Source organism: Granulicella sp. S156 (assembly GCF_009766105.1).
In the GTDB taxonomy this organism is placed as follows: domain Bacteria; phylum Acidobacteriota; class Terriglobia; order Terriglobales; family Acidobacteriaceae; genus Granulicella.
Window position 1 is genome coordinate 261,890 of the sequence record NZ_LMUH01000026.1, and the last position, 25,297, is coordinate 287,186.

Here is a 25,297-nt window from a genome sequence, read left to right on the forward strand (position 1 = left end):
AGGCTAATTTATGCCGCGATCAACCCCAATCTCTCGCATCCTCCTATTGATCGCACTGCTTGTGGCGTCTAGCATCCTGCAGGCGCAGAGCGGAACCTCCAGCGCGATTGCGGGCACGGTCGCCGACACCACCGGCGCGATCCTGCCGAACGCAACCGTGACGGCAACCGAGGTGAACACCCATGCGACCCGCATCGGCCACACCGGCGCAGACGGCCACTTCCTCTTCTCGCAGATCAATCCGGGAACGTATCGGGTCACGGTAAAGTCTCCCGGCTTTACGGCCGCGAGCTCCGAGCCTACAGCCGTCGGAGTCAGCCGCACGGCCACGTTGAACTTCACTCTGCAGATTGGCTCCACTTCGCAAACAGTCGAAGTCATGGCCCAGCAAGCGCTTCTCAGCTTGGACAACCCCAACACCACCACCACGCTCGATGCGAAGACCATCAAGGACTTGCCGAACCCCGGCCAGGATCTCACCTACATCACACAGTTCGCGCAGGGAGCGCTGATGAACACCGCAGGCTCCTCGAACGATGCGAAGGCCGCTGGCGGCTACGGCAACGTCGAGTTCAACGGGCTTCCCGCCACGTCGAACGGCTACATCCTCGACGGGTACGACACCAACGACCCCTGGCTCGGCCTCAACATCGGCCTCTCGACGAACCTCGTCATCGGCCTCGATGCCGTGCAGGAGGCGACGGTCAACACCAACTCCTTCTCCGTCGATCAGGGCCGCTACGCCGCTTCGCAGGTGAACTACTTCACCAAATCCGGCACCAATCGTTTCCACGGCGATGCCTACGAGATCTGGAACGGCTCATTGCTCAACGCGGAAGACTACTTCCTTCACGCCAACGACACACCTGGCGACATTGCCAAAAAGCCGCGCTCCACCGTCAACGAGTTCGGTGTCAGCGCCGGTGGCCCCATTCGCCGGGACAAGCTCTTCTTCTTCGCCCACTACGAAGGCATCCGCATCGCGCTGCCGCTGGTCTCGCAGCTTACTCTGCCCTCGGCTGCCTACCAGCAATACGTATTGGGACAACTCGTCACCGGAGGCACTGACCCGATCACAGGGACAACCCTGCCCGCTCAACCCGCGGAGGTTCCGTTCTACCGCAACATGTTCTCGCTGTTTCCCAGTGCGAGCGGAACGCCCGTCCAGATCCTTGGCTGCCCCTTAGGCAATAACGGCGACGGCTGCGCGAACCAGCGCCAGGCCTCGCTCAACAACAGCGACAGCGAAAACCTTATCGTCATCAAGATCGATCACACCCTCGATGCGAAGAACAGCCTCTGGTACCGCTTTCAGCAGGACACGGGCCTGCAGGCAGCCTATACCGATCCGATCAATCCGATCTTCAACTCGTACTCGCCACAGCCGCAGCGAACGCTGGTAGCCGGCTACACGCATCTGTTCAGCCCCAACCTGGTCAACCAGTTCAACCCCGGAGCGAGCTGGTACGCCAGCATCTTCGAGCCCAACAACTTCAGCCAGGTAATGCAAACCTTTCCCATCGTGCTTCAAGGCGGCAGCTCCAATGTGCCGTTCACCACGATCGGCGGCAACAACAACACCTATCCCCAGGGCCGCAAGGTGACGCAGTGGCAGATCAACGACAACCTCACCTGGACCCGCGGAAGGCACACGCTGAAGTTCGGCATCAACACTCGCCGCCTGGATGTCAGCAACTATGACCTCGGTGAGGGCACTGTGCCCACGGTCACCTACAACGACCTCGCCGAGTTCACATACGGAGCCGCCTACACAGCCAGTCAGACCTTTCCCATTGCCCTCAAGGAACGCGTAGCTGCGGGCAATCTTGAGTACTACGCAATGGATACCTACAAGCCCTCGCCAAAAGCAACACTCACGCTCGGAATGCGTGTCTCCTGGAACAGCAACGAGACCAACCAGCAGGGCTTGTTTGCCCGTCCGGCAGGCTCCTTTCTCGATATGTCGCACGACGTCAACCAGCCGCTGGACCGTGTGATCCAGACCAACGTGCATGGCCTCTTCCCCTCGACGCCGCTGTTCGTCTACCAGCCGCGCGCGTCGATTGCGTATCAGCTATCTCCTCGTCTGGCAGTGCATGCCGGGTTCGGTATCTTCAACGACATCATCCCGGCACAGATCGCGGACCTGGCCGCCGATAACGCCCCCTACGCTCCGACCTTTGTCGGCGGCCTGGGCGGACAAGTTGGAGGCATCGGCATCGCGCCCGGTGTACAGGGCAGCGCTGTCGATGCGGCCTCTGCAGCTAACGTAGCCTTTCAAACAACCTTCCATTCGGATAGCGCACCCTGCACAGGAATCGCCGCTGGCGCACCCACCTGTCCGCTTGCCGTCGGCATGAATACCTTTCCGAGCGGAACGCTGAAGACGCCGTACTTCTATCAGTACAACGCCGGCATAGAGCAGCAGACCGGCACTCACGGCGCACTGCGCATAGACTTCGTCGGCACACGCGGCGTACATGAGCCCTATCAGGTTCAGCTCAACGGCTACCAGAACGTCTGTGCTGGATGCTTCGCTCCATACCCCTATCAACAGCCGCTCGATCAACGCTTCGGCAGCGTAAACGAATTCCGCACCGACGCCAACAGTAGCTACGCGGGCCTGCAGACCAGCTACACGCAGCAGCTCGGAGGCCTGACACTCCGCGGCAACTACACCCTGAGCCACTGCCTCGATGAAGTATCCAACGGCGGCTTGCTGTCCTTTTCGACCCAGGGCATCCTGTCGCCATTGCCCGGCGAGCTTGGCCACCAATACGGCAACTGCGACTACGATGTGCGCCACAACATCTCGGCCTTCGGTCTCTACAAGATTCCCTTCCACTCGACTCATGCGCTGTTACGTCCGGTCTTCGGTGGCTGGTCATTCTCAGAGACGGCGTTCTTCCACACCGGTCTGCCATTCACCGTGCTGAGCCAGCCCTACACCGCAAACGGCAACGGCATCTTCCAGGCCAGTGGTCCGCAGTTCGCCAATCGAGTTCCCGGTGTGCCGCTCTACCGCAAGACACCCTATCCCGGCGTCACCGTCGCAGGAACCAGGCAATGGCTCAACCCAGACGCCTTCGTCTCCGTGGTCGATCCCACAACCGGAGGCTGCGCGGGCGGCAACTCCGTCTCCAACTGCCAATTCGGAGACGCAGGACGAAACACAGTGCGAGGCCCACACTTCACGGACTCGGATATCTACCTCACGAAGTCGTTCCCGCTCAAAGCCGGTGTTTCACTCAGGATCGACGGGCAGTTCTTCAACGCCTTCAATCACCCCAACTTCGCTCTCCCCAGCAATGTCGAAGCCGGCGTGCCCGGCTACGTTCCAGCCAGATTCGGAACCCTAGAAAGCACGATCTCACCGCCAACAGGACTACTAGGTGTCGGTCTAGGCGGCGACAGTGCTCCACGCATGATCGCCTTCCAAGGCCGGATTGAGTTCTAGCGAGATACCACAATAGAACCACCCCAAAAACTGTCATCTCGACCGAAGGCGCGTTTTTGCGCCGTAGTGGAGATACCCCTGTATTTTGTTTGAAGCAGTAATGATGCCGCGGGCAAAATATAGAGTTCTCTCGATGGAAAGCCCGATTCGTGGGCTCTCCTACAACGAATCTTCTCGAGAATCTTTTGCTGTATCGAAAACGATCCGTGCCTGCTGAAACCTCCCCACACTCTTCGCCACCCAGCTCCACAGCGGTTCCACATGCTCCAGCATCTCGACGCCGATCGGCGTAATCGCATACTCCACCCGCGGAGGCACCTCGGCAAACATCTTCCGCGTCACCAGCCCATCACGTTCAAGCTGCCGCAGCGTCTTGGTCAGTGACTTCTGGCTGACGCCCTCTACTTGTTCCAGCACCCGAGAGAAGCGTAGCGGCTCACCTGCCTCCGCCAGCACGCTCATCACCCACAGCGTCCACTTGTCCGCGAGCCGCGTCACAATCTCTCGAGTCAGCGTGTCCTGGTCCTCTGAGAGCGAATCACACAGCGCTGCTGCCTCGTCCCATTTCGTTATTTTCTTCATTAGTTACCTCAAGGTAAGTACGCGCATAAAAGGTGCCTTATTGCCAAAAGATACTAATGGAAGAATACTGCATTTATGACGACGAAACGGTACACCCCATGGACAGCAGACAGAATCAATTCGCAGCAGGGAAGGCGGGTTGTTATCACCGGAGCCAACAGTGGCATCGGCTGGGAAACGGCTCTTGAACTCGCTCGCAAGGGTGCGGAGATCATCCTTCCGGCTCGCTCACAGTCCAAGGCCGACGACGCCATCACGCGCATCCGCCGCCAGGTCCCCGGCGCGAAACTTATCTCCGAGGTACTCGATCTCGCCGACCTCAGCTCAGTACGCGCCTTTGCTGCACGATACATCGAACGCTTTCCAAGCCAATCGCTCGACCTGCTCATCAACAACGCCGGCGTAATGGCTGTACCCACACGCGAACTCACGGTGGACGGCTTCGAGCGGCAGTTCGGTACCAACTACCTCGGACCCTTTACGCTCACCGCGTTGCTGTTGCCATCGATCAAGCCACAGCCCGGCTCACGCATCGTCACGGTCTCCAGTTCAGCCGGCAAGTGGGGCAAGCTCGACTTCGACAACCTGCAGAGCGAGCGCGTCTACAAGCCGATGCGGCAGGCCTATGGTCAGTCCAAGCTCGCAGACTCGATCTTTGCCCTGGAGTTGCAGCGCCGCCTCACCGCCATCGGTTCGCCGATTCTCAGCACCGCCGCGCATCCCGGCTATGCCCTCACGAACCTGCAGAAGGGCGGCTCGGGCGAAATAGGCTTCGTATTGCAGCTGCTCTCGGCAGCCCTCAAGCCGGTCGCCTCACAGGACGCCGCGCACGGCGCGCTGCCAACGCTCTTCGCCGCCGTCGCACCCGAAGCCACACCCGGCGGCTACTACGGCCCCGACCGCGTCTTCGAACTCAAAGGACATCCCGTGCCGGTACCCATCCCGAAGACCGCGCAGGATGTCAGCGTCGCCAAACGTCTGTGGGCCGAATCCGAACGCCTCACCGGCGTCAGCTTCGGCCCACTCTCAGCGGTTGCGTAAGCTCACTCCCCGTACGGCACCCAGATGTTCTTGATCTGCGTGGCATGGCGCAGGAAGTACCGCCCCTCAGCCTGCGCCGTATCGAACCAGTCGATGCTCTGGCCCTCATTGGTCCACACCTGCTTGAGGTTCCCAATGCTGCCGAGCTTCACCATCGCACTCGCCGCCTCATCGCGGAAGCTCCAGATGGCATCGATGTCGTCGTGCTCGGCGAGCGTCTTACCCAACTCACTCGCCTTGCCCGCGACGATGTTGACCACGCCACCCGGCAAGTCGCTGGTATCGAAGACCTGGTACAGATCGCTCATCAGCGTCGCCGTGCGCTCGCTAGGCACGGCGACAACTGTGTTACCCATCGCAATCGCCGGCAGCACCAGCGAAAGAAACCCAAGCAGCGGCGCATCATCAGGGCAGAGAATCCCCACCGTGCCGATGGCCTCCTTCATTGCCAGCGTCACCATGCGCATAGGCGGATTGTGCACGGAGCCTTCGAACTTGTCGGCCCATGCCGCATACGCAAACGTGCGCTCGACACCATAGTCAAACTCGATCGCCGCCTGCTCCGCGCCAACAAACGCAGCCAGCTTGGCAACGATCTCCGCCTGCCGCTGCACCAGGTTCTCGGCGATGTAATACAGAATCTGCGCACGTCCATGCGCCGCGGTCTTCGCCCACTTCCCGGAGATGTTGCGCGCCGCCTCGACAGCATTGCGAATATCTTTGCGATTGCCCAGCGGAGCCTCTCCCACGAGGTCGCCGTTCGCGCCATACACCGGATAGCTGTAGCCCGAATCAGGCCGCGCCTGCTTGCCGCCGATATACATCTTCACCGTGCGATCGATGCCGAATGTCACAGACGCACTGCGCTCTTCGTCGAAGCCCTCCGGCTGATCGATCACCGTCTCCGGCAGCGTCTTGGCCGCAGCCTTGCGCTCGGCATGCACCGGCACGAGGTACTCATACATGCCCTCTTTGCCGCCCTCACGTCCATAGCCACTCTCGCGATAGCCGCCGAAGCCGCACGCCGCGTCGAAGAGGTTGGTCGCATTCACCCACACCACACCGGCCTTCACCTGCGCCGCCACATCGAGCGCGACGTTGATGTTCTCGCTCCACACGCACGCCGCGAGTCCATAGGTCGTATTGTTCGCCAGCTCCACAGCCTCAGCCGGAGTGCGGAAGGTCATCGCCACCAGCACCGGCCCGAAGATCTCGTCCTGCGCCACGGTCGAAGCAGGCTGCACGTTGGTCAGCAACGTGGGCTTGAAGAACAGACCCTTCTCCGGCAGCGTAATGTCGGGCTGCCAGCAGGTAGCGCCCTCTTTCACGCCAGTCTCAACGAGGCTCTTGATGCGGTCGTACTGCACCTGATCGACGATCGCGCCGATATCGATAGCTTTGTCCAGCGGCGAGCCAACACGCAGCGTCTCCATGCGCGCGCGAATCTTGTCATAGAGCTGTTCGGCCACGCGCTCCTGCACCAGCAGCCGCGAACCCGCACAGCACACCTGCCCCTGGTTGAACCAGATGCCATCGACCAGCCCTTCTACCGCGGAGTCCAGATCGGCATCATCGAACACGATGAACGGTGACTTGCCGCCAAGCTCCAGGCTGAGCTTCTTCGAAGTCTTCGCCGTAGCCTTGCGAATGATGCGTCCCACCTCGGTCGATCCCGTAAACGCAATCTTGTCGATGCCCGCATGTTCGACGATAGCGGCGCCAGTCTTGCCATCGCCATTGATCACGTTGAGCACACCCTTGGGCAGCCCGATCTCATCGGCGATCTCGGCCAGCGCCAGCGCGCTCAGCGGCGTAAACTCAGCCGGCTTGATGACGACAGTATTGCCCGCAGCCAGTGCCGGCGCCACCTTCCACGCGAACATCAGCAGCGGAAAGTTCCACGGAATAATCTGCCCAACCACACCAACACTCGTATAGCCGGGAAACTCCTGGTCGAGCAGTTGCGCCCAACCCGCATGGTGATAGAAGTGCCGCGCCACCAGCGGAATATCGATATCGCGCGACTCGCGAATAGACTTGCCGTTGTCCAGCGTCTCCAGCACAGCGAGCCTGCGCGCGTGCTTCTGCACCTGCCGCGCAAACGCATACAGATACCGCGCCCGCTGATGCCCGCTGAGAGCCTGCCACGCAGGCAGGGCAGCGCGAGCAGCCTTCACAGCGCGATCCACATCGCTCGCATCGGCGGTCGCAACCTTCGCCAGCACCTCGCCGGTCGCGGGGTTCTTCGTCTCAAACGACGCGCCGCCAACCTTGGTCCATGCCCCATCGATGTAGTGTCCGAAGCTGCGCTTATGCGCATCGAGCCACTTGTTCACTTCGCCTGCATCTTCCGGCGCCGGACCATATTCCATGCTGTAGAACTTCTCCACGATGCTGCTGCTCATGTCGGTTGCCCTTGCTCTTCTTCTGCTGTTGTCGTTGCTCTTGCTTTTCTTGTTGTCATCCCCGAAGGCCGGGGTGGAGCGGATCTGCTTCATCCTCGCGCCACGAATCTCTACGCAATCGGGTGCCGATACGTCGCCGAATACCTTCCACTCACATGGTGCTCCAACTGCCGCTCGATATCCCCAAGCATCGAACTCGCGCCATAGCGAAAGAGCGTCGGCTCAAGCCACGGCCTGCCGAGCTCATCCTTCATGGTCGCCATCCAGTCCAGTGCCTGTTTGGCGGTCTTGATGCCGCCCGCCGGCTTGAACCCGACCGACATACCCGTGCGCTCGGCATAGTCGCGAATCGCCCGCACCATCACGAGCGAGACGGGCAGCGTCGCATTCACCGCTTCCTTGCCGGTGCTGGTCTTGATGAAGTCCGAGCCAGCCATCATCGCGACCCAACTCGCGCGCGCGACGTTACGCAAGGTCAACAGGTCCCCAGTCCCGAGAATCGCCTTCATATGCGCCGCCCCGCAGGCCTCTTTGAACGCCGCAACCTCGTCGTACAGGGCATTCCACTCGCCATTGAAGACATGCGCGCGCGTAATCACGATGTCGATCTCGCTGGCGCCTGCCTCCACGCTCCGTCGAATCTCCTCCACGCGCTCCGCCAGCGGCGAAAGCCCGGCAGGGAAGCCGGTAGACACTGCCGCGACAGGGATGTTCGATCCTTCGAGCGCCTTTACCGCCGTCTCGACGAACGCGTGGTACACGCACACCGCGCCAGTGGTCAGGTGCAGCTCTTCAATCCCCAGCGCCTTCACCAGATGGTCCTGCAGCGGACGCTGCGCCTTCGCACACAGACGTTTCACGCGCTCGGCGGAGTCATCGCCGCTCAGTGTCGTCAGGTCCATGCACGCAATCGCGCGCAGCAGCCACGCCGCCTGCCAGTCTTTCTTCACCGAACGCCGGGCCGGAATGGTCGCTGCACGCCGCTCGACCGCGCTGGTATTTACCCGCACTTCCTCTACCCAGTCCAGGTTCAGCGGAATGCGCTGGTTCGGAACCAGTTCGCGTCCATGCAGCGTGACGGGAACGCCCACGTGCCCCACCGCCGCGTTTTCTTCCGTCTTTTTCGTCAACTCTTCCTGCTTCACCGCCATGCCAATACCCACTCCAATCCAAGCAATCAGGCCCGCCAGAGTCCGGCAGGCCTGAAATCAGGTGCGAATAAAAAGTGTATACCTCATACCCCGGGATATGGAGTGAGGCACTACTCCGGGTGCCCCACCTTCGCCGCGTTCTTTGCGGCTAAGGTGGGTATCGGGCGACCGCCCGACCGCTCCTGCCCATGTAGGCGGCCCCAATGACGTTCGAGGATGGAACACCCGAACTCGTACCAGTTCATTCCCTGGTTTGGTGAATATCGTTCCCATTTGCTAACCTCCCTCCATGCGTCTTCGCGTTCTCTCGCTCGTCGTTCTGTTCTCCGCCACCCTCCTTTCAGCCCAGTCCTTCACCCCGGTGCGAGAACTGAAGAACCTCTCCCCCGACGCCCTCGCGAAGCTGCACACGCTCGAGACCCTGAACGCTCTGCCCCCTGGTGACTGGCATTTCCACGCCGGAGACATCCCGCACGGCGAGTCGCCCACCCTCGACGACTCCGGGTGGCCGCTCGTCCACGCGCACAGCAAAGCCCCCAAGGACGCCGTCTGGTACCGCCGCGAGATCGAGGTGCCCAAGACCCTCAATGGCTACGACATCACCGGCGCCCGCGTCTGGTTCCAGTTCCAGGCCGACGCCAACGGTCCCATGCCTCAGATCATCTACTTCAACGGCAAGCGCGTCGCCCTCGGCGACGACCTCGAACCCATCGTCCTCTTCGAGCCCGCCAAGCCCGGCGACAAGATCCTCGTCGCGGTCAAGCTCCTCCACACCGTCGACGACAAGACCTTCCGCGGAGTCAGCCTGCGCGTTGAGCCCACTGGCTCCAACCAGCGCCCCGATCCCGACGACATCCGAGTGCAGTGCATCACCGCCTTCAACCTCCTGCCGGAACTCCCCACGCCACGCAAAGACCTGCTTCCGAAGGTGGAAGAGGCGATCGCCGCTATCGACTTGAACGCGCTCAAGGCCGCCGACCAGCACGCCTTCGATGCCTCTCTCCGCAAGGCCCAGGGCATCCTGAGCGAACTGCACCCCGTACTCTCACAGGCCAAGATCGACCTCGCCGGCAACTCACACATCGACGCCGCTTGGCTCTGGCCGCGCACCGAAACCGTCGACGTCGTCCGCCGCACCTTCACCACCGCCCTGCAGCTGATGAACGAGTATCCCGACTACACCTTCACGCAGTCCGCCGCACAGTACACCGAGTGGATGGCCGAAAAGTACCCCGACCTCAACGCGCAGATCAAAGAGCGCGTGAAAGAAGGCCGCTGGGAGATCGTCGGCGGCATGTGGATAGAGCCCGATCTCAACATGCCCGATGGCGAGTCGCTCGTCCGCCAGCTGCTCGTCGGCCAGCGCTACTTCCAGCAGCAGTACGGCGTAACCGCGCGTATCGGCTGGAACCCCGACTCCTTCGGCTACAACTGGCAGTTGCCGCAGATCTACAAGCGCTCCGGCCTCGACTACTTCGTCACCCAGAAGATGCACTGGAACGACACCAACCAGCTCCCCTTCCGCCTCTTCTGGTGGGAATCGCCCGACGGCAGCAAAGTTCTTACTTACTTCCCAACCGACTACGTGCACGAGAACGTAAACCCCACCCGCCTCTCCGCTGACTTTGCCGAGTCCGCGCAGCGCAACCCCGGCACCTCCGAAATGCTCGACCTCTACGGCATCGGCGACCACGGCGGCGGCCCCACCCGCGCCATGCTCGACCAGGCCGATCACTGGATCGCAGCAGGCGCTGGAGAAAACGGGAAGACGCCCAACGCTGTTCCGACCATGCATTACAGCACCGCGCAGAACTACTTCACCAACGTAGAAAAGAACCTGAACCCTGACTCCCCCACCTGGGACTACGACAGCATCGCCAAGGGCTACACTGCGCCCCCCGCGTCCTCCACGGGCGCTGTCGGCATTCCAACCTGGAAGAGCGAACTCTACTTCGAGTTCCACCGCGGTGTCTTCACCACCCAGGCCGAGCACAAGCGCAGCATGAGGACTAGTGAAGTCGCCACACTCGACGCCGAAAAGCTCGCGTCGTTCGCCTGGCTGGACGGCAAGACTTACCCTGACGCCGAACTCACCGAAGACTGGAAGAAGATCACCTTCAACCAGTTCCATGATCTCGCCGCCGGCTCCGGCATCGGCGTCATCTACAAGGACGCGCAGCGCGACTACACCGAGGTCTTCCACTCCGACCGTGAGATCAGCGAATCGGCGATCAACACGCTCTCCGCGAATGTCGATACCCGCGTTACCTCGGGTGTTCCCGTCCTGGTCTTCAACGCCATGGCATGGCCGCGCACGGAAACCGTTCGTCTCACGGTGCAGACACCCGAAACAGCTTCTGCTGTCAGCATCCTCGATTCAACCGGCAAACATCTTCTCGCGCAAACCGTCTCCTCCAACCCTGCTACGCACGAGTTCACGGTTCTGGTGCGCGCCGAAGTTCCCGCGCTTGGCTACGCTGTGCTGCATGCTGAGCCCGGTGCAACCAAGGACCATCTCACCGACCTTCGCCTGGACCAGCAGTCTGATTCCTTTGTCCTGGCCAACGCGCATCTCAAGGCCACGGTCAACAAGCAGACCGGCTGCATCACCAGCCTCATCTCGCTTCCTGCAAACACCGAGTTCGTCGCCCCCAACGCCTGCGCCAATCAGCTCCAGGCCTTCAAGGACACCCCCAAACAATACGACGCATGGAACGTGGATCCCGGGACGTTTGATGTAGCTCCGACGATCATCTCGAACATAGACTCCATCGCCGCCACCGACAACGGCCCCTTGCGCAAGACGATTCACATCACGCGCACCTGGCAGTCCTCGAAGTTTGTGCAGGACATCTCCCTCGACGCCGGCGCCGACTCCGTGCAGGTTGCCAACGAGATTGACTGGCGCGAGCGGCACATCCTCTTGAAGGCTGCCTTCCCACTCGCAGCCACTAGCGGGAAGGCCACCTACGAGATTCCCTACGGCTCCATCGAGCGCCCGACCACACGCAACAACTCGTGGGAGAAGGCTCAGTTTGAAGTCCCCGCAATGCGTTGGGCCGACCTTGGCGATGCGCATCAGGGAGTCTCCATCCTCAACGACTCCAAGTACGGCTACGACGCAGTCGACAACCAGCTGCGCCTCACGCTGCTGCGCTCGGCCACCTGGCCCGACGCTGAGGCCGATCAGGGCACTCAGCGCTTCACCTACGCCATCTACCCGCACACTGGCGAGTGGAAGCAGGCACTCACGGTTCATCGTGGCTACGAGCTGAACGATCCCCTCAAAGCCCAGCAGGTCTTCAGCCACACTGGCACTCTGCCTGCGGAACACTCCTGGGGCGCGGTGGACAACGCCAACGTCACGCTCACAGCGGTAAAGAAGGCCGAGGACTCCGACGCCCTCGTCTTCCGCATGTACGAGTGGGCAGGGCAGGCCAGCGCCGTAAAACTGCACGTCCCCAAGGGCGCGCAGTACGCCGTCGAGAGCAACCTGATGGAGAAGGTGGAGGGTGGACATCTATCCCTGAATGGCGAGGTCGTAACGGTTCCAATCAAGCCCTACGAAATTCTCACTGTCCAGGTCTTCTACCCAGCCGCAAAATAACGCCGTTCACAGCAGTAATGCCGTTCCCAACCATAGCGCCAACCTCAACAAGGGTTGGCGCTATTCGTTTTTCGCCGTCATCCTGAGCCGTAGGCGAAGGCCCCCTGCATTGGGGCCACCGCCAATACAGGTTTGGTTACTGATGTTTTCGCGGTCGTTGCTGTTGCTTTTCTTTTTGTCATTCCCGTAGGGAATCTGCTGTTGCTGTTGCTTCTGAGATAGGTCCGGGCTTTAGCCCGGACCTATCTCAGAAACAAATACAAAGAAGATGAAATACTCCCGAGAGAAAGCCCCACGATCTCGATGACCCAACCCCGCATCCTCATCACGCGCTCCCCCCACCAATCCTCGGAACTCGCCGAGCGCCTCCGCGCGTCTGGGATCGAGCCCATCCTCATCCCCACCATCGAGATCGTCGAGCCCACCAGCTTTACCTCACTCGATACTGCGATCAGCCACCTCGACACCTTCCACTGGCTGCTCTTCACCAGCGCCAATGCCGTCGAGTCCTTCCATCGGCGCAACCATGCCTTGAAGGGGACGGGCTTCAGCCCGTCCGTTGAACCTCCTCATGAAAGAGGGGCTTTAGCCCCGGAGGGCTCTGCCTCAAAGGTAGCCACAATCGGCCCTGCCACCACCCGTGCCGCGGAGTCCGCCGGCCTCCCCGTCGACCTCACCGCCCCACAAGCCGTCGCCGAATCCCTGGCCAACGCTCTTCTCCCCCACGCACTCCAGCCCGACGGCACCTCCACACGCTTCCTGCTCGTCCGCGCCGAGCAGGCCCGCGATCATCTCCTCGACACCCTGCGCGCCGCCGGAGCCGAAGTAACCATCGCCCCGGCCTACCGCACCGTCATTCCCGAGAGCTCAATCCCCGCGATCCGAGACCTCTTCTCTCGCCCCGAGAACTATCCCGACGCCATCACCTTTACCAGCTCGTCCACCGCCCACAACCTCTTGGCATTGCTGGACGCCGCTGGCCTCACCCTCCCACCCAACATCCTGCGCGCCTCGATCGGCCCAATCACCTCGCAGACGCTGCGCGACCAAGGCTTCCCACCCCACATCGAAGCCGACGAACCCAGCGTGTCTTCCCTGGCTACCGCAATCGTCAGGTGTCTCAGTCAGGCGAAGGACAAACAACAGCAAAATCTTTAACGCAGAGGGCGCAGAGGTCTCGCGAAGTTCGCCACATATGCCGCTGCGCCCTCTGCGTTAAAGATTTTGCCTGGACTACGACTAGCTCCTGCTCGATCTTCACGGTCTGTTACACGCTACGCAGAAAGCCCAGCAGGTGCCGGAAGTACACCTCTTGGTCATCCCAGAAGCACATATGGCTGCCATTGGGGCAGATGGCTGAGGTGGCGTTGGGCATGAGAGTCGCCATCTTCTTCATGTCCTCCGGGTCCATCTCGTCATAGCGGGCACCAATGGTGAGGGTGCGAACCTTGATCTCGTGCAGCCGGTCCCATCGCTCCCAGTCCTTGAGGTTGCCGGTGACGACGAACTCGCTCTTGCCCTGCATCTCGTTATAGATCTTCTGGTTCATACGATTGAAGGCGCGCACGACAGGCTCGGGCCAGGGTTGGGTGCGGCAGATCATCTTAGGATAGAGATCCTCCATCATGATCTGCTCATACGCGGGATTGTCGTAGTCCTGCTTGGCTTCAAGGGCGTTGAGTTGCGCGAGCTTGTCCGGAGAAAGCAGGCTCTCCTTGAGCGCGGCCGTACGCTTGAGATAGGTCTTGATACCCGCAGCCATGTCCGAGATCACGAGACCACGCAGGTGCTGTTGGTACTTCAGCGCATACTCCATCGCAAGGATGCCACCCCACGAGTGGCCGAAGAGAACGAAGTTCTCAAGACCGAGACCACGCCGCACCTCCTCAACCTCTTCGGTGTAGCGAGCCAAGGTCCACAAAGAAGGATCGTCGGGGACGTCGGAGTTTCCCACACCGAGCTGATCGTAGTAGTACATCTCGATGCCTGCCTCAGGAAGGAACGACTCCATGGCTTCGAGGTAGTCGTGAGGCACCCCAGGGCCGCCGTGGAGCAGCAGCACCTTGATCTTGCCACTGCCGATCTTCTTGGTCCAGACCTTATATTTGCCGCCGACAACAGGCAGCATGCGGATGCCTGCAGTGCGGATGCCGGCAGGATTGAGCGGTTCGCCGGTGGAGGAGAGCGCCTGCGGAAGTGGGTCAGCAACAGGAGTCGGATCAAGCGCCCGGGCGACAGGCACGGCGAGAGCAGCAAGAGCGGCGGTGCTGGAAACAAAACTACGTCGGTTCATAGATAAATTCCCTGCTGGTGAAGCAGATAAAGCTTGATTTCCCCGCAAAAAGCCGTTGCGACCTCCGCGAAACCTCTGCGCCCTCTGCGTTAAAGATTTTTGCTGGTACTGCCCCCGGTCCACGCCAGAAAACCACTTAATGCGAACTCCACGTCTTATCCACCGAGTTACACAGCTTTTCCAGCGAGCAATCCACACACCGCGGCTTCCGCGCAATGCAGACCTGCCGCCCATGATGAATCAGCTCATGCGAGAACTGAATCCAGCGGTTCTGAGGAATAACCTTCTGCAGGTCCTGCTCGACCTTTACCGGCTCGGTCGCCTTGGTCAACTCCAGCCGTCGCGAGATCCGCAGCACATGCGTGTCGACCACCACGCCCGAGGGAATCCCGTACCAGGAACCCAGCACGACATTCGCCGTCTTCCGTGCCACACCCGGAAGCTGGATCATCTCTGCGATGGTCTTGGGAACCTCCCCACCGAACCGCTCGACAAGCACCCGCGCCGCACCCTGAATGTTCTTGGCCTTCGATCGGTAGAAGCCGGTCGTGCGGACGATCCGCTCGATCTCCAGCAGCGGAGCCTCCGCCAGAGCCTTGGGCGTTGGGAACATCTGAAACAGCCCCGGAGTAACCTTGTTCACGCTCACGTCGGTAGTCTGGGCCGAAAGCGCCGTTGCAATCGTCAACTCAAAGGCATTGCGATGGGTCAGCGCGCAGACGACATTCGGATAGGTCTTCCGCAGCGCATCGAGGATAGCCGCAACCCGCTCCGGCGCCAGTGGTTTAGCCGTCTTGCCGCGCTTGACCTCAGCCGCAACCGGCTCCTTGGCGGCAATCGCCCGAGCCTTCGTGGCCGGAACACCCTCAATGGCAGCCTTCCGCGCCGCAGGCTTCAGCCTCTGCGGCGGAGTCAGCGCCTTGGCTGCCGTGCTGGTTTTGGCTCGCTTCGTTTTGACGGGTACGGCCTTTGCTGTGGTCATCTTTTAGAACCTGTGCTCATTCCTGCTTTTGCTCTTGTCTTTGCTTTTCTAGTTGTCATTCCGACCCTGAGCGAAGCCGAAGGGGAGCGAACCTGCTGTCTCCCGTTTTTCGCTTGTTCTAGCTAGAAAAGTGTGGGCATAGCCTCTGTGATCGCACGGGCAAAGAACGGGAGAAAGCAGGTTCACTCGGCTGCGCTCGGAATGACAAACCAGAAAAACAAGAGCAACAGATACTCGCTGATCTGCTAACTCTCCCCTTACCCCAACCGATCCAGCATCTCCATCGGCTTCAACCGCACGCAGCTAAAGATCGGAGTGTCCTTGAGCGTATACAGGCTGGCCTCCGTCTCGCGAAGCTGCTGCACGAGATCGAGGAAGTCCTCAGGGAAGTTGGTCTCGAAGGCCACCACGAACTCCTGGTCGTCGATGCCGAACGAGTACGTCGTATTCAGCTTGACGCGCGGATAGAGCAGTCCCACGCGGATATGTTCGTCCATTAGCCGCTTGCGCTCTGTCATCGGCAACAGGTACCAGGGCCGCGTCTTCCAGAACGGATAGATGAAGATGTACTTCTGCCCACCGGGACGAATCGCTCCCCGGCCTTCGCCTTCGCTCTCGTCCTCGCGGTCGATCTGGTACTGCGAGCGCTTGGTCATAGCCAGGAAGTTATGCGGCGACTCCAGATAGCCGCCCAGCGGCGTCGCCATCAGCTCCGAGCGCATCTTGTTCAGCTCATCGACGGCATAGCCGATCGACCAGACGCACATATCGACATCGCCTCGCGTGCCAATGGTGGAGTAGGTCAGCGAGAGGAACTCACCGGGCTTGTTCCAGCGCGCCAGCACATCGGCGAACGCGGTCTTGTGAGCAGCCTTTTCGGCAGCGGGAAGCCTGCGCCACTCGGGCAGCAGCTTATAGAAACTAAAGCAAACAATCTGACGCTTAACCGGAGGCCCTCCGTGCGCGGCAGGCGCTCCATAGCCCGAGGGCTGAGGGCGGCCTGGAGCAGGGGTTTCGGGGGTGACTGGTGTGGCTGCGGGAGGTGCGGTTACGGCTTCGGACATAAGCCAATCCTAGCAAACTCAGCGCAAAAGCCGTCGCGTCCTTTGCGTCTCTCCTCCGCGCCCGTTGCGTGAGCGCTTTCACAGGCGCACGTATCCCCACGAGAGCCAGAGAGGAGCCCCGCATTAACCTGACGACGCCCCTCCATCCGATATACTGCACAGGAATGTCCGAGAAAATCATCGCAATCCTGGTGGCCTTCATCAGCGCGGGAGGCTACGCTGGCGTTGCCCTGTTGATGGCGATCCAGTCAGCCTGCATCCCTATCCCTTCTGAAGTCATCATGCCCTTCGCGGGCTATGCTCTGGCCCACTCTCAATGGCAGCTCATCATCCTGGCAACCGTGGCTTCTCTGGCTTCCAACCTGGGTTCTATCCCTGCCTATTGGATCGGCGCTAAGGGCGGTCGTCCCATGATCGAGCGTTTCGGCCGGTACCTGCTGCTCAGCAAGCGCGATCTGGACATGGCGGATCACTTTTTTGGCCACTTCGGTTCGATCACGGTGCTGGTTGGCAGAATGCTGCCGATCGTCCGCACCTTCATCGCGTTCCCGGCTGGAGTCGCCAGGATGAACCAGTTCCGCTTTCACCTCTACACCTTCATCGGCTCCTGGCCCTGGTGCTACGCGCTGGCGTACGTTGGCATGAAGCTGGGCGCACGCTTCCAGACCGATCCCCGGTTTAAGGCATTCTTTGACAAGTTTCACCACGGCGTGGAGTTGATCCTGCTTCTCGGGGTCGTGTGGTTTGTCTGGACCCACTGGAAGAATCGTATGGGCCAGTCAGCACCTGAAACTGCAGCATAAACGGGTCCATAAGGGCCAAACCGGGCTGCGCTGTCTTGTAACCTCTGTTCTTTGTGTGCAACCCCGGCGCGCCTGCGTCCATCTGACTTTGCTGAGGCGGCAGGAAAATAATTGGCCGCAAGCTCGCTCTTGAAAGGTAATTCTAATGAAGAAAGTTAGCGTAATCCTCTGTGCCTTGGTGATGTCGGCTGGACTGGTCCCTGCACATGCACACGCGCAGGATGCGAAGTTAACGGATCGTTTGGACAGCGCCAAAGCGGTGATCGAGGAGATCATGGCGACCCCCGATAAGGGCATTCCTCAATCGATTTTGGCCAGCGCGCACTGCGTAGTCGTCATCCCTTCCTTCAAGAAGGGTGCATTCGTAGTGGGAGCTCAGTATGGTCAGGGCGTGGCAACTTGCCGTACGCCCCGTGGTTGGAGCGCACCGGTCTTCGTTCAGCTGGCTGGCGGCAGCTTCGGCTTCCAGATCGGTGGTCAGGCTACCGACCTCGTGCTGATCGCGATGAATAAGAATGGACTCGAGGACATGTTGAAGAACAAGTTCAAGCTCGGCGCCGATGCAGCCGCTTCGGCAGGCCCAGTGGGCCGTAATGCCCAGGCCGGTACGGACTGGAAGCTGAACGCCGAGTTCCTTACCTACTCCCGTAGCAAGGGCCTCTTCGCCGGCATTGATCTTGACGGCACTGTGCTCTCGCAGAACACGGACGATACGCGCTCTGAGTATGGTGCGGACGTCCCGTTCCAGGGTGTGCTCCACGGCGAGACGCCAACCCGCCCCAATGCACGTCCTTTCGTACACACCGTTGCGAAGTACTTCATCATCTCGCAGGACAACCACTAAACCGATCCAGACACCATCGCAGGCAACAAAAGGGCGGCTTCGGCCGCCCTTTTGCTTTGCCCGTAACTCGCAAAGAATCTCCCGTTCTGTTCGATTATCGCCCAGCACTCGGGCCGCAGCCTCAAAATGCAGCAGTCTCCTGAACTTTCCAACATCCCACGCCTCCTGGTAGGGGTGTCCGATTGCGTACACTGAATTCTTGGCCGATAACTTGCAGACCCCTCCGCCGGTACCACCTTCCTTCCGGGAGAACCTGGAATATTGGGCCCTGCGTAGCCTGGTCGGAGCCGTAGGACTTCTGCCGCGACCGGTAGCCCGGGCAGCCGGCGCGGCGATTGGTTGGGTCTGCTGGAAATCTCTTGGCGGCCTTCGCCGGACGGGCCTGCGGAATCTCAGGCTCGCCTTCCCTGAGAAGTCAAAAGAGCAGCACCAGGAGATTCTCCGCGAGCTTTATAGAATGCTCGGCTGGCAGATAGCCGAGTTCTGCAAGATGCACAGCTACACGCTGGAGAGCGCCTCGCAATTCGTCCGCTATGAAGGCCTGGGGCATTACCTCCAGGCTCGCGACAAGGGCCAGGGAGTGCTGGTGCTGACCGGGCATCTGGGCGCGTGGGAGCTATCGAGCTTCTACCATTCGCTGCGGGGGTATCCCATGTCGGTGGTGATCCGCAGACTCGACAACCCGCGAGTAGATGCCTTCGTCAACGGGATACGCTGCATGCACGGCAACCGCGTTCTGCACAAAGACGACTTCGCGCGGGGCCTTTTGTCGGCCATGCACCGCGGCGACACGGTCGGCATTCTGATGGATACGAATATGACGCCGCCGCAAGGAGTCTTCGTGCCGTTCTTCGGCGTGGAGGCCTGCACGGCATCGGGGTTGGCCCGCGTAGCCCTGAAGACCGGCGCGGCCGTGCTGCCGGGATTTCTCCTGTGGGAGAAGAGCGAAAAACGCTATGTGCTGCACTTCGGCAAGGAACTGGATCTGGTCCGCACAGGGGACACCCAGGCGGACATCCTGGCGAACACGGCCCTGTTCGCTGCGACGACTGAGGCTTATATTCGGCGATATCCGGAGCAGTGGCTCTGGGTGCACCGCCGCTGGAAGACCCGGCCCGAGGGCGAAGGGAGCCTCTACTAGATGAGCGCGATTCGCAGGACGGCAGCGGAGATAGCAGCGCTTTTGGGCATTGAAACGGCATCGCAGGCCACCATCTCGCGCGTCTCGGAGATCGCAGGCGCGACCGGCGATGCGCTCGTCTTCGCCCAGGACGTAGCGACGCTGCAGGCGGCTCTGGAATCAAATGCCGGGCTCATTCTCGCCCGCCGTGGGGCTTACGAGACAGATGACACCCGCGTGCTTTGGGTGCGCGTCCCGAAATATGCGTTTGCGGCGGTTGCAAGAGAACTGGTGGCACCGGACGATAGCCCGTTGCAGCATCCGGCAGCGATCGTTGATCTCTCTGCCACCCTGGGCGCACGGACCCGGGTTGGCGCTGGCGCTGTGATTGAAGCCGATGTCGTGATCGGTGCGGATTGCACCATCGGTAGCCGCGTGACGATCTGCAAAGGGGCGACTCTCGGAGATCGCGTCGTAGTACAGTCCGGAGCCGTGCTTGGATCAACAGGTTTTGGCTACGTGCGCAACCCTGAAACTGGTGAGTATCTGCTGTTTCCCCAGCAAGGCCGTCTGGTCGTCGAAGACGACGTAGAGATCGGCGCGAACGCCACTATTGACCGCGGCGCGCTGGGCGAGACGAGGATCGGCCGGGGAGCGAAGATCGACAATCTGGTCCATATCGGTCACAACTGCAGCATCGGCCGCAACGTTGTGATCGCCGCACAGGTAGGAATCTCGGGCTCATGCGTAGTGGAGGATGGCGCCGTGCTAGCCGGTCAGGTAGGACTGGGCGATCATGTCCACGTTGGACCGGGTGTCATTCTTGGGGGGCAGGGAGGCATATTTCCAGGCAAGTCGGTGACAGGCCCTGGCGAGATGTATGCCGGAACTCCCGCCGAACCCGTCAAGGATTACCTGAAGTCGCTGGCGCGCTTACGACGGCTCAAGTAGTACTGCACCTGTACCACGGGTGCGCCGACAATCCGGGTGCCCCATCTTCGGCGCGTTCTTTGCGCCTAAGGTGGGTATCGGGCGAACGCCCGATTGCTCCTGCTCATGTATGGCTTACCTCAGGTCCTCGTGCCATCGGCAAGATTGCTTCGTATGACGATAGGCATAGGAAGCGAAACTCCGCTAAATACTCTGCACTGGCAGCAACATCAGATCCTGCACTGAGCCGACCTCTTTCTGCACGAAGGGTTCAGCATAACGAACCCCGGCAAGAAGGCCATAGTGGCGTGCGGTCGCAAACATACGCTCGCGAATGTCGCTTTCAGGCACAAAAAGTCCCGCTCCTGCATGCTGCTCCCCATACTGGGAACGATAGGCAAGCAACGACTGTAACCGGGTCTCGATGTGTTCCGTGATGTCGACGACGAATGTGGGGCGCACGTCGGCATATAGCGAGGCATAGAGAATCTTGTAGGGACGATGCGGCGTGCCGTGTTCGGCAGGCAGGTCGAGGCGCGACAAGCCTGCCGCGAAGCAGGCCTCATATCCGAGTGTCGCCGTCGTGTAGTGATCCGGATGGCGACCCTGCCAGTAAGGCAGGATCACGACGCGTGGCCTAAGGCGACGCAAGACGGCGGCGATCTTCAGCCGGTTTTCGAGCGTGTTCTGTACATTGCCGTCGGGCAGGTCAAGTGCTTCGCGATGCGAAACCTGCAGGATCCGTGCTGCTGCCTCGGCCTCGGCGGCGCGTTCGGCTGCGGTGCCGCGCGTACCGGACTCACCTCGTGTGAGGTCGAGGATTCCGGTACGCCAGCCCAGCGCGTGCTGTACTAACAGCGTTCCGCCGCAGGTTTGTTCTACGTCATCGCGATGCGCCGCGATGGCAAGCACATCGACCGTGGACGGCATGCTGCGTTCGGCGGGCATCGCGATACTCAGTTGGCGGCGTCGGTCAACGCATCCATATAGGCGACGTCAAGTACCGTGCCCTGGACGGTGATGAGGGAGTTGTCGATTTCGCTGCCATCCGGCGTGTTGAAGGCATGAATCTGCCCGCCATACCCTGTGTAGATCTTGTTATAGTTCTGCACCCAGCAGATGCCGTCGAGGTCGCCGTAGTAGTACAGATTCAGATTGGTGTTGGGATAGTCGACGGTGAGGTTGGTGGGGCTGGTGGAATTATTGGGGGTGACGGCCGGGATGATCTGAACAGGGGAGACAGCTCCCAGGTTCACCCATACCACGCTGCCATCTGTCGTAGCCTGGTCAGTGGAAGCGTTCCAGCTGGGAGTGCTGCCACCGGATGTGCCGGCAGTCAGCACGTACTGAATATTGCCTGCGTTGCAGAGCCCCGAGCTTGGAGCATCGCAGACTTCCTGGCCAACCGTGTAGCTGGTCTTCGCCGCCCAGGTCGGCAGGATCGTATTGGTCGTTGAGTTCGGGACAAAACGCGTGAGGCAGTTATAGTTAGCCTCTTGAGTCTTGTCCCCGTTCGCTGCGGCGGCTGCCCGAGGCCCGTTCGCGCACCCCTGCGATCCGATCCAGAGCGTGTTGTTGTCAGCGAACAGCATCTTCGTGTGAGTGCCATCGGAGATGTTGTAGGTGGTCGACCCCAGCGTGTAAGTGCTCAGGTTTAGCAGCGAAAGATTGCCGCCGAAGAGGCCATTACCCTGAAGACTCTGCCCCGCAAGATACAGCGTAGTGCCGTCGGAAATCGCATGTGTGACACCGCCCGGAACAGGGATGGGGTTGGGTACGGGGATGGACTGCAACGGCGATGTGCCGCTCGGAGGCAGCAAACTATAATTGAGGAGAAGAGCGCCCGTCTGGAGGACTGTCACACTGGCTGTCGTGCCACCGCACTCAGGGCCGCAATTCAACACGTAAATGCTACTGCCATCGAGCGAGAAGACAGCATCCGACGGCCTGTCGAAAGCAGCCCCAGCCACATTGGCGCTGTTGGCGTCGCTGACCTGCACAACACAGTACACCGGGAGCAACAGAGGCTCGCAGTCGACATACTTGGGAGGGAGGACGGGATTAGCCGTGGCCGCCAGCTTGACGACCTGGTAGAGCGAGTTGGAGTTGCGTACCATCGCCAGAATGATGGTGCCGCTCGGATTGACGACGACCTTGTCGACGTTCGGCAGATTAAGATTGATTCCCTCGACGACCAAAATGCCAGAATAGGCTGATCCAGCTCCGCTTCCGCCTGCAACTGCAAAAATTGTGCCATTGCTTGCTATGCCTGCTGAGGGGGAATCGGCGCCGTAGGTTCCGATGGTCGTACCGGTCTTTTCGGTGCCATAGTCAACCGCCGTAAGCTGTCCAGTGCTATACGAGCGAACGTACCCGGTCAGTTCCTCTGGGAAGCTGAGAATCTCAACCGGATCCGCAGCAGAGAATCCGGAGATGCTGAAGGAGGTAATCGTGTTCTGGATATTCCCGCGAAGGTTGCGCAGGCCGTCCAGAATCTCAAGGCTACCCGCCCCGCCGGCTGGGGTGTAGGCCACCAGGACGCGCTCCAACAGACCGCTCGGTGGAATGGGACGCCCGGAGTAGGTGCTGGAGGGATATACGTAGAGACGCTGTCCGCAAGCGGTCAACGCCAGCGTAACGGCTGCAAGGAGCATGCCCGAAATAACCTGGGCGGGGAGACTTCTATTCTTCAACGTGAATCACTCCAAACCATCGCGAGACCGCAGCAAAGCGCTGCATTTATTAGTTCCGAGTATAGCAAAGGGGCGTGGACTTGATCGTTCATTCCCAGTTTCGTCCAACTCGCTTTGCTTTATCCGTGGCGTTATACGATGAAGGATGGACGCGGAATACAGGAGACGAATGGCGGTTGGAATCGATAGGCTTTTCGCCGGTGGCACAGTGTTGTGTGACGGCGCCATGGGCACCATGCTTTATAGCTGTGGTGTCTTTATCAACCGTTGCTACGACGAGTTGAATGTGTCGCAGCCGGAGATGGTTCGTTCCGTGCATCAGCAGTACCTGCAGGCCGGCGCGGAGGTGATTGAAACCAATACCTTTGGCGCGAACTCCCTCCGGCTGGAGCGGTTCGGACTGCGCGAAAAAGTAAGGGATTTCAATCTGGCTGGGGCCGCGATCGCACGGCAGACGGTCGATGCGATTCGTGAGAAACAGGGTTCGGAAGCCTTTGTGGCCGGAGCCGTCGGGCCATTGGGCGTCCGGCTCGAACCCCTGGGCAAGCTTGGCTTGGAGGAGGCCCGTGCTGCCTTCGCCGAGCAGATCTCCGCATTGGCGGAGGGTGGCGTCGACCTGCTCATCATCGAAACGATGATGTCGATCGACGAAGCGGAGCAGGCCGTTCTGGCTGCGCGCGAGGTGGCTCCGCACTTGAAGGTCGCCGTCATGGTGACGGTCGATGAAGAAGGCAACTGTCTGGACGGCACCAGCCCTGAAGTTGCCGCACAGCGCCTGACCGCTATCGGCGCGGATGCTGTCGGATGCAACTGTAGCTCGGGTCCGGCTACGGTGCTCAGCGTGATCGAACGCATGCGCGAGGCGACCACGCTGCCGCTGCTCGCGATGCCGAATGCAGGTATGCCCCGCAACGTCGAAGGCCGCAATATCTATCTCACATCGCCGGAGTACATGGCGAGCTTTACGCGTAAGGCGGTGCGCGCCGGGGCTACCTGGGTTGGTGGCTGCTGCGGTACAACTCCAGCCCACACTCGCTCGATGCGGGGAGCACTGCGCGCGATGGAGGCGCAGGACCTGGGGGAGAAGACCACGGAACACACACTGCATGCTGCCACTACAAGTGAGCATCGCGTGGAGCCGAAGCCCCTTCGCGAGCGCTCGCTCGTTGGCCGGATGATTGCGGACGGCGAATTCGTAACGATGGTGGAGATCGTTCCGCCCAAGGGTTTTGATTGCACCAAGGAGCTTGCCGGCGCGCTGCTGCTGAAGAAGCGGGGAGTGCATGCGATCAACGTGCCGGACTCGCCGCGAGCCAGCGCCCGGATGAGCGCACAGAGCCTCTGTGTGCAGATTCAACAGCAGGTGGGTATCGAGACGATCCTGCACTACACCTGCCGCGACCGCAATGTGCTGAGCATTCAAAGCGATCTGTTAGGCGCTTCGTCCATTGGGCTGAAGAACATCCTCTGCCTGACCGGCGACCCGCCCAAGATGGGCAACTACCCGGATGCAACGGCAGTCTTCGACGTCGATGCCATCGGTCTGGTGAACATCGTGCATGGACTCAACCAGGGGCTTGATATCGGACGCAATCCGATCGGCGGATCGGCTGGCTTTACGATCTCTGCGGCGGCGAATCCGGGTGTCCCCGACATCGACCACGAGGTGCGGCGCTTCGCGTACAAAGTCGAGGCCGGTGCGGAGTTCTGCATTACGCAGCCCGTCTTCGATCTGCGGCTGCTGGAGGACTTTTTGCGTCGCATCGAAGGGTTCCGCATCCCCGTGATAGCGGGCATCTGGCCGCTCACCAGTGTGCGCAATGCGGAGTTCATGAAGAATGATCTGCGCTTGAGTGTGCCGGACGAGATATTTACCCGCATGGGAGCGGCATCCAACAAAGAAGACGCGTTGGCCGAAGGGCTGAAGATCGCGCAGGAGATGCTGGCTGGCGTACGCGGTGCAGTGCAGGGCGTACAGGTGAGCGCTCCGTTTAGCAAGTACACCGCAGCGGCCGAGGTTCTCGGCTTCACGGAGGAGATTGCATAATGGCGAGCTTTGAAGATCAGTTGTCAGAGTTGGAAAAGGTCGTCGAGCAACTGGAACGCGGCGACCTTTCGCTGGACGAGAGCGTCAGCTTGTTCGAGCGCGGTGTGCATCTGTCGAACGCCTGCAAAGCACAGCTCTCAAGCGCGGAGAGCCGGATTCAGGTGCTGCTGGAGCCCGAGGAGCATGGTCCAGTTCGGGTGGAAGAGTTGGCACTGACAGTGGCGGATGAAGAGAGCGACGAAGAGGACGAGGAAGTCGACGAGGAGTAAAATACAGTC

Annotated in this window: 18 protein-coding genes; 10 read left to right on the forward strand and 8 right to left on the reverse strand. The window is 60.6% G+C overall.

Annotation, left to right across the window (positions count from 1 at the left end; genetic code table 11):
- The first annotated feature begins 10 nt into the window (after positions 1 to 10).
- A complete protein-coding gene (locus tag GSQ91_RS22655) occupies positions 11 to 3,457 on the forward strand; it encodes a TonB-dependent receptor (protein ID WP_158824030.1) in 3,447 nt (1,148 codons plus the stop codon).
- A 159-nt stretch (positions 3,458 to 3,616) separates the two neighbouring features.
- On the opposite strand, the gene GSQ91_RS22660 is transcribed toward GSQ91_RS22655, so the two are convergent.
- Entirely contained in the window at positions 3,617 to 4,039 is a 423-nt protein-coding gene (locus GSQ91_RS22660) for a helix-turn-helix domain-containing protein (RefSeq protein ID WP_158824031.1), read from the reverse strand.
- 75 nt (positions 4,040 to 4,114) lie between these two features.
- Here GSQ91_RS22660 and GSQ91_RS22665 point away from each other — a divergent pair, with 75 nt between their 5' ends.
- Positions 4,115 to 5,080 (forward strand): oxidoreductase, encoded by a 966-nt coding sequence (locus GSQ91_RS22665; protein ID WP_158824032.1) that lies wholly within the window; start codon positions 4,115 to 4,117, stop codon positions 5,078 to 5,080.
- A gap of 2 nt (positions 5,081 to 5,082) precedes the next feature.
- Here GSQ91_RS22665 and GSQ91_RS22670 read toward each other — a convergent pair whose 3' ends face one another.
- Both GSQ91_RS22670 and deoC read right to left on the reverse strand, forming a co-directional pair.
- On the reverse strand, positions 5,083 to 7,485 hold the full coding sequence (locus GSQ91_RS22670; RefSeq protein ID WP_174240722.1) for an aldehyde dehydrogenase family protein: 2,403 nt from the start codon (positions 7,483 to 7,485) through the stop codon (positions 5,083 to 5,085).
- 110 nt (positions 7,486 to 7,595) lie between these two features.
- A complete protein-coding gene (gene deoC, locus GSQ91_RS22675) occupies positions 7,596 to 8,648 on the reverse strand; it encodes a deoxyribose-phosphate aldolase (protein ID WP_254064834.1) in 1,053 nt (350 codons plus the stop codon).
- Positions 8,649 to 8,925: 277 nt separating this feature from the next.
- Here deoC and GSQ91_RS22680 point away from each other — a divergent pair, with 277 nt between their 5' ends.
- Positions 8,926 to 12,243, forward strand: coding sequence for a glycoside hydrolase family 38 C-terminal domain-containing protein (locus GSQ91_RS22680; protein ID WP_158824033.1), 3,318 nt, complete (start codon positions 8,926 to 8,928; stop codon positions 12,241 to 12,243).
- Positions 12,244 to 12,546: 303 nt separating this feature from the next.
- Entirely contained in the window at positions 12,547 to 13,401 is an 855-nt protein-coding gene (locus tag GSQ91_RS22685) for a uroporphyrinogen-III synthase (protein WP_158824034.1), read from the forward strand.
- A 109-nt stretch (positions 13,402 to 13,510) separates the two neighbouring features.
- On the opposite strand, the gene GSQ91_RS22690 is transcribed toward GSQ91_RS22685, so the two are convergent.
- The 3 genes from GSQ91_RS22690 to GSQ91_RS22700 all read right to left on the reverse strand — a co-directional run bounded on the left by GSQ91_RS22690 (position 13,511) and on the right by GSQ91_RS22700 (position 16,582).
- A complete protein-coding gene (locus tag GSQ91_RS22690) occupies positions 13,511 to 14,536 on the reverse strand; it encodes a proline iminopeptidase-family hydrolase (protein WP_158824035.1) in 1,026 nt (341 codons plus the stop codon).
- A 136-nt stretch (positions 14,537 to 14,672) separates the two neighbouring features.
- Positions 14,673 to 15,518 carry an endonuclease III gene (nth, locus tag GSQ91_RS22695; protein WP_158824036.1) on the reverse strand — a complete coding sequence of 282 codons (846 nt, stop codon included), beginning with the start codon at positions 15,516 to 15,518 and terminating at the stop codon, positions 14,673 to 14,675.
- Between the two features lie 257 nt (positions 15,519 to 15,775).
- Positions 15,776 to 16,582: a chlorite dismutase family protein gene (locus GSQ91_RS22700; protein ID WP_158824037.1), complete on the reverse strand. Its 807-nt coding sequence runs from the start codon at positions 16,580 to 16,582 to the stop codon at positions 15,776 to 15,778.
- 164 nt (positions 16,583 to 16,746) lie between these two features.
- Here GSQ91_RS22700 and GSQ91_RS22705 point away from each other — a divergent pair, with 164 nt between their 5' ends.
- The 4 genes from GSQ91_RS22705 (at position 16,747) to lpxD (ending at position 20,300) form a co-directional block, all read left to right on the forward strand.
- Complete coding sequence (locus GSQ91_RS22705) at positions 16,747 to 17,385, forward strand: DedA family protein (protein ID WP_158824038.1); 639 nt, start codon at positions 16,747 to 16,749, stop codon at positions 17,383 to 17,385.
- Between the two features lie 145 nt (positions 17,386 to 17,530).
- Positions 17,531 to 18,229, forward strand: a complete 699-nt coding sequence (locus GSQ91_RS22710) for a lipid-binding SYLF domain-containing protein (RefSeq protein ID WP_158824039.1) — start codon at positions 17,531 to 17,533, stop codon at positions 18,227 to 18,229.
- Between the two features lie 199 nt (positions 18,230 to 18,428).
- Positions 18,429 to 19,370 (forward strand): lysophospholipid acyltransferase family protein, encoded by a 942-nt coding sequence (locus GSQ91_RS22715; RefSeq protein WP_158824040.1) that lies wholly within the window; start codon positions 18,429 to 18,431, stop codon positions 19,368 to 19,370.
- The gene (gene lpxD, locus GSQ91_RS22720) at positions 19,371 to 20,300 is read left to right on the forward strand and encodes a UDP-3-O-(3-hydroxymyristoyl)glucosamine N-acyltransferase (RefSeq protein ID WP_158824041.1); all 930 of its coding nucleotides are present in this window, start codon (positions 19,371 to 19,373) and stop codon (positions 20,298 to 20,300) included.
- 183 nt (positions 20,301 to 20,483) lie between these two features.
- Here lpxD and bshB1 read toward each other — a convergent pair whose 3' ends face one another.
- Positions 20,484 to 21,227, reverse strand: a complete 744-nt coding sequence (gene bshB1 / locus GSQ91_RS22725; RefSeq protein WP_254064836.1) for a bacillithiol biosynthesis deacetylase BshB1 — start codon at positions 21,225 to 21,227, stop codon at positions 20,484 to 20,486.
- 8 nt (positions 21,228 to 21,235) lie between these two features.
- Complete coding sequence (locus tag GSQ91_RS22730; RefSeq protein ID WP_158824042.1) at positions 21,236 to 22,972, reverse strand: hypothetical protein; 1,737 nt, start codon at positions 22,970 to 22,972, stop codon at positions 21,236 to 21,238.
- 169 nt (positions 22,973 to 23,141) lie between these two features.
- Between GSQ91_RS22730 and GSQ91_RS22735 the strand changes: the two genes are divergently transcribed.
- Positions 23,142 to 25,019 carry a bifunctional homocysteine S-methyltransferase/methylenetetrahydrofolate reductase gene (locus GSQ91_RS22735; RefSeq protein WP_158824043.1) on the forward strand — a complete coding sequence of 626 codons (1,878 nt, stop codon included), beginning with the start codon at positions 23,142 to 23,144 and terminating at the stop codon, positions 25,017 to 25,019.
- Positions 25,019 to 25,288 (forward strand): exodeoxyribonuclease VII small subunit, encoded by a 270-nt coding sequence (xseB, locus tag GSQ91_RS22740; protein WP_158824044.1) that lies wholly within the window; start codon positions 25,019 to 25,021, stop codon positions 25,286 to 25,288. Before GSQ91_RS22735 ends, xseB begins: the two co-directional genes overlap by 1 nt.
- Positions 25,289 to 25,297 lie beyond the last annotated feature (9 nt).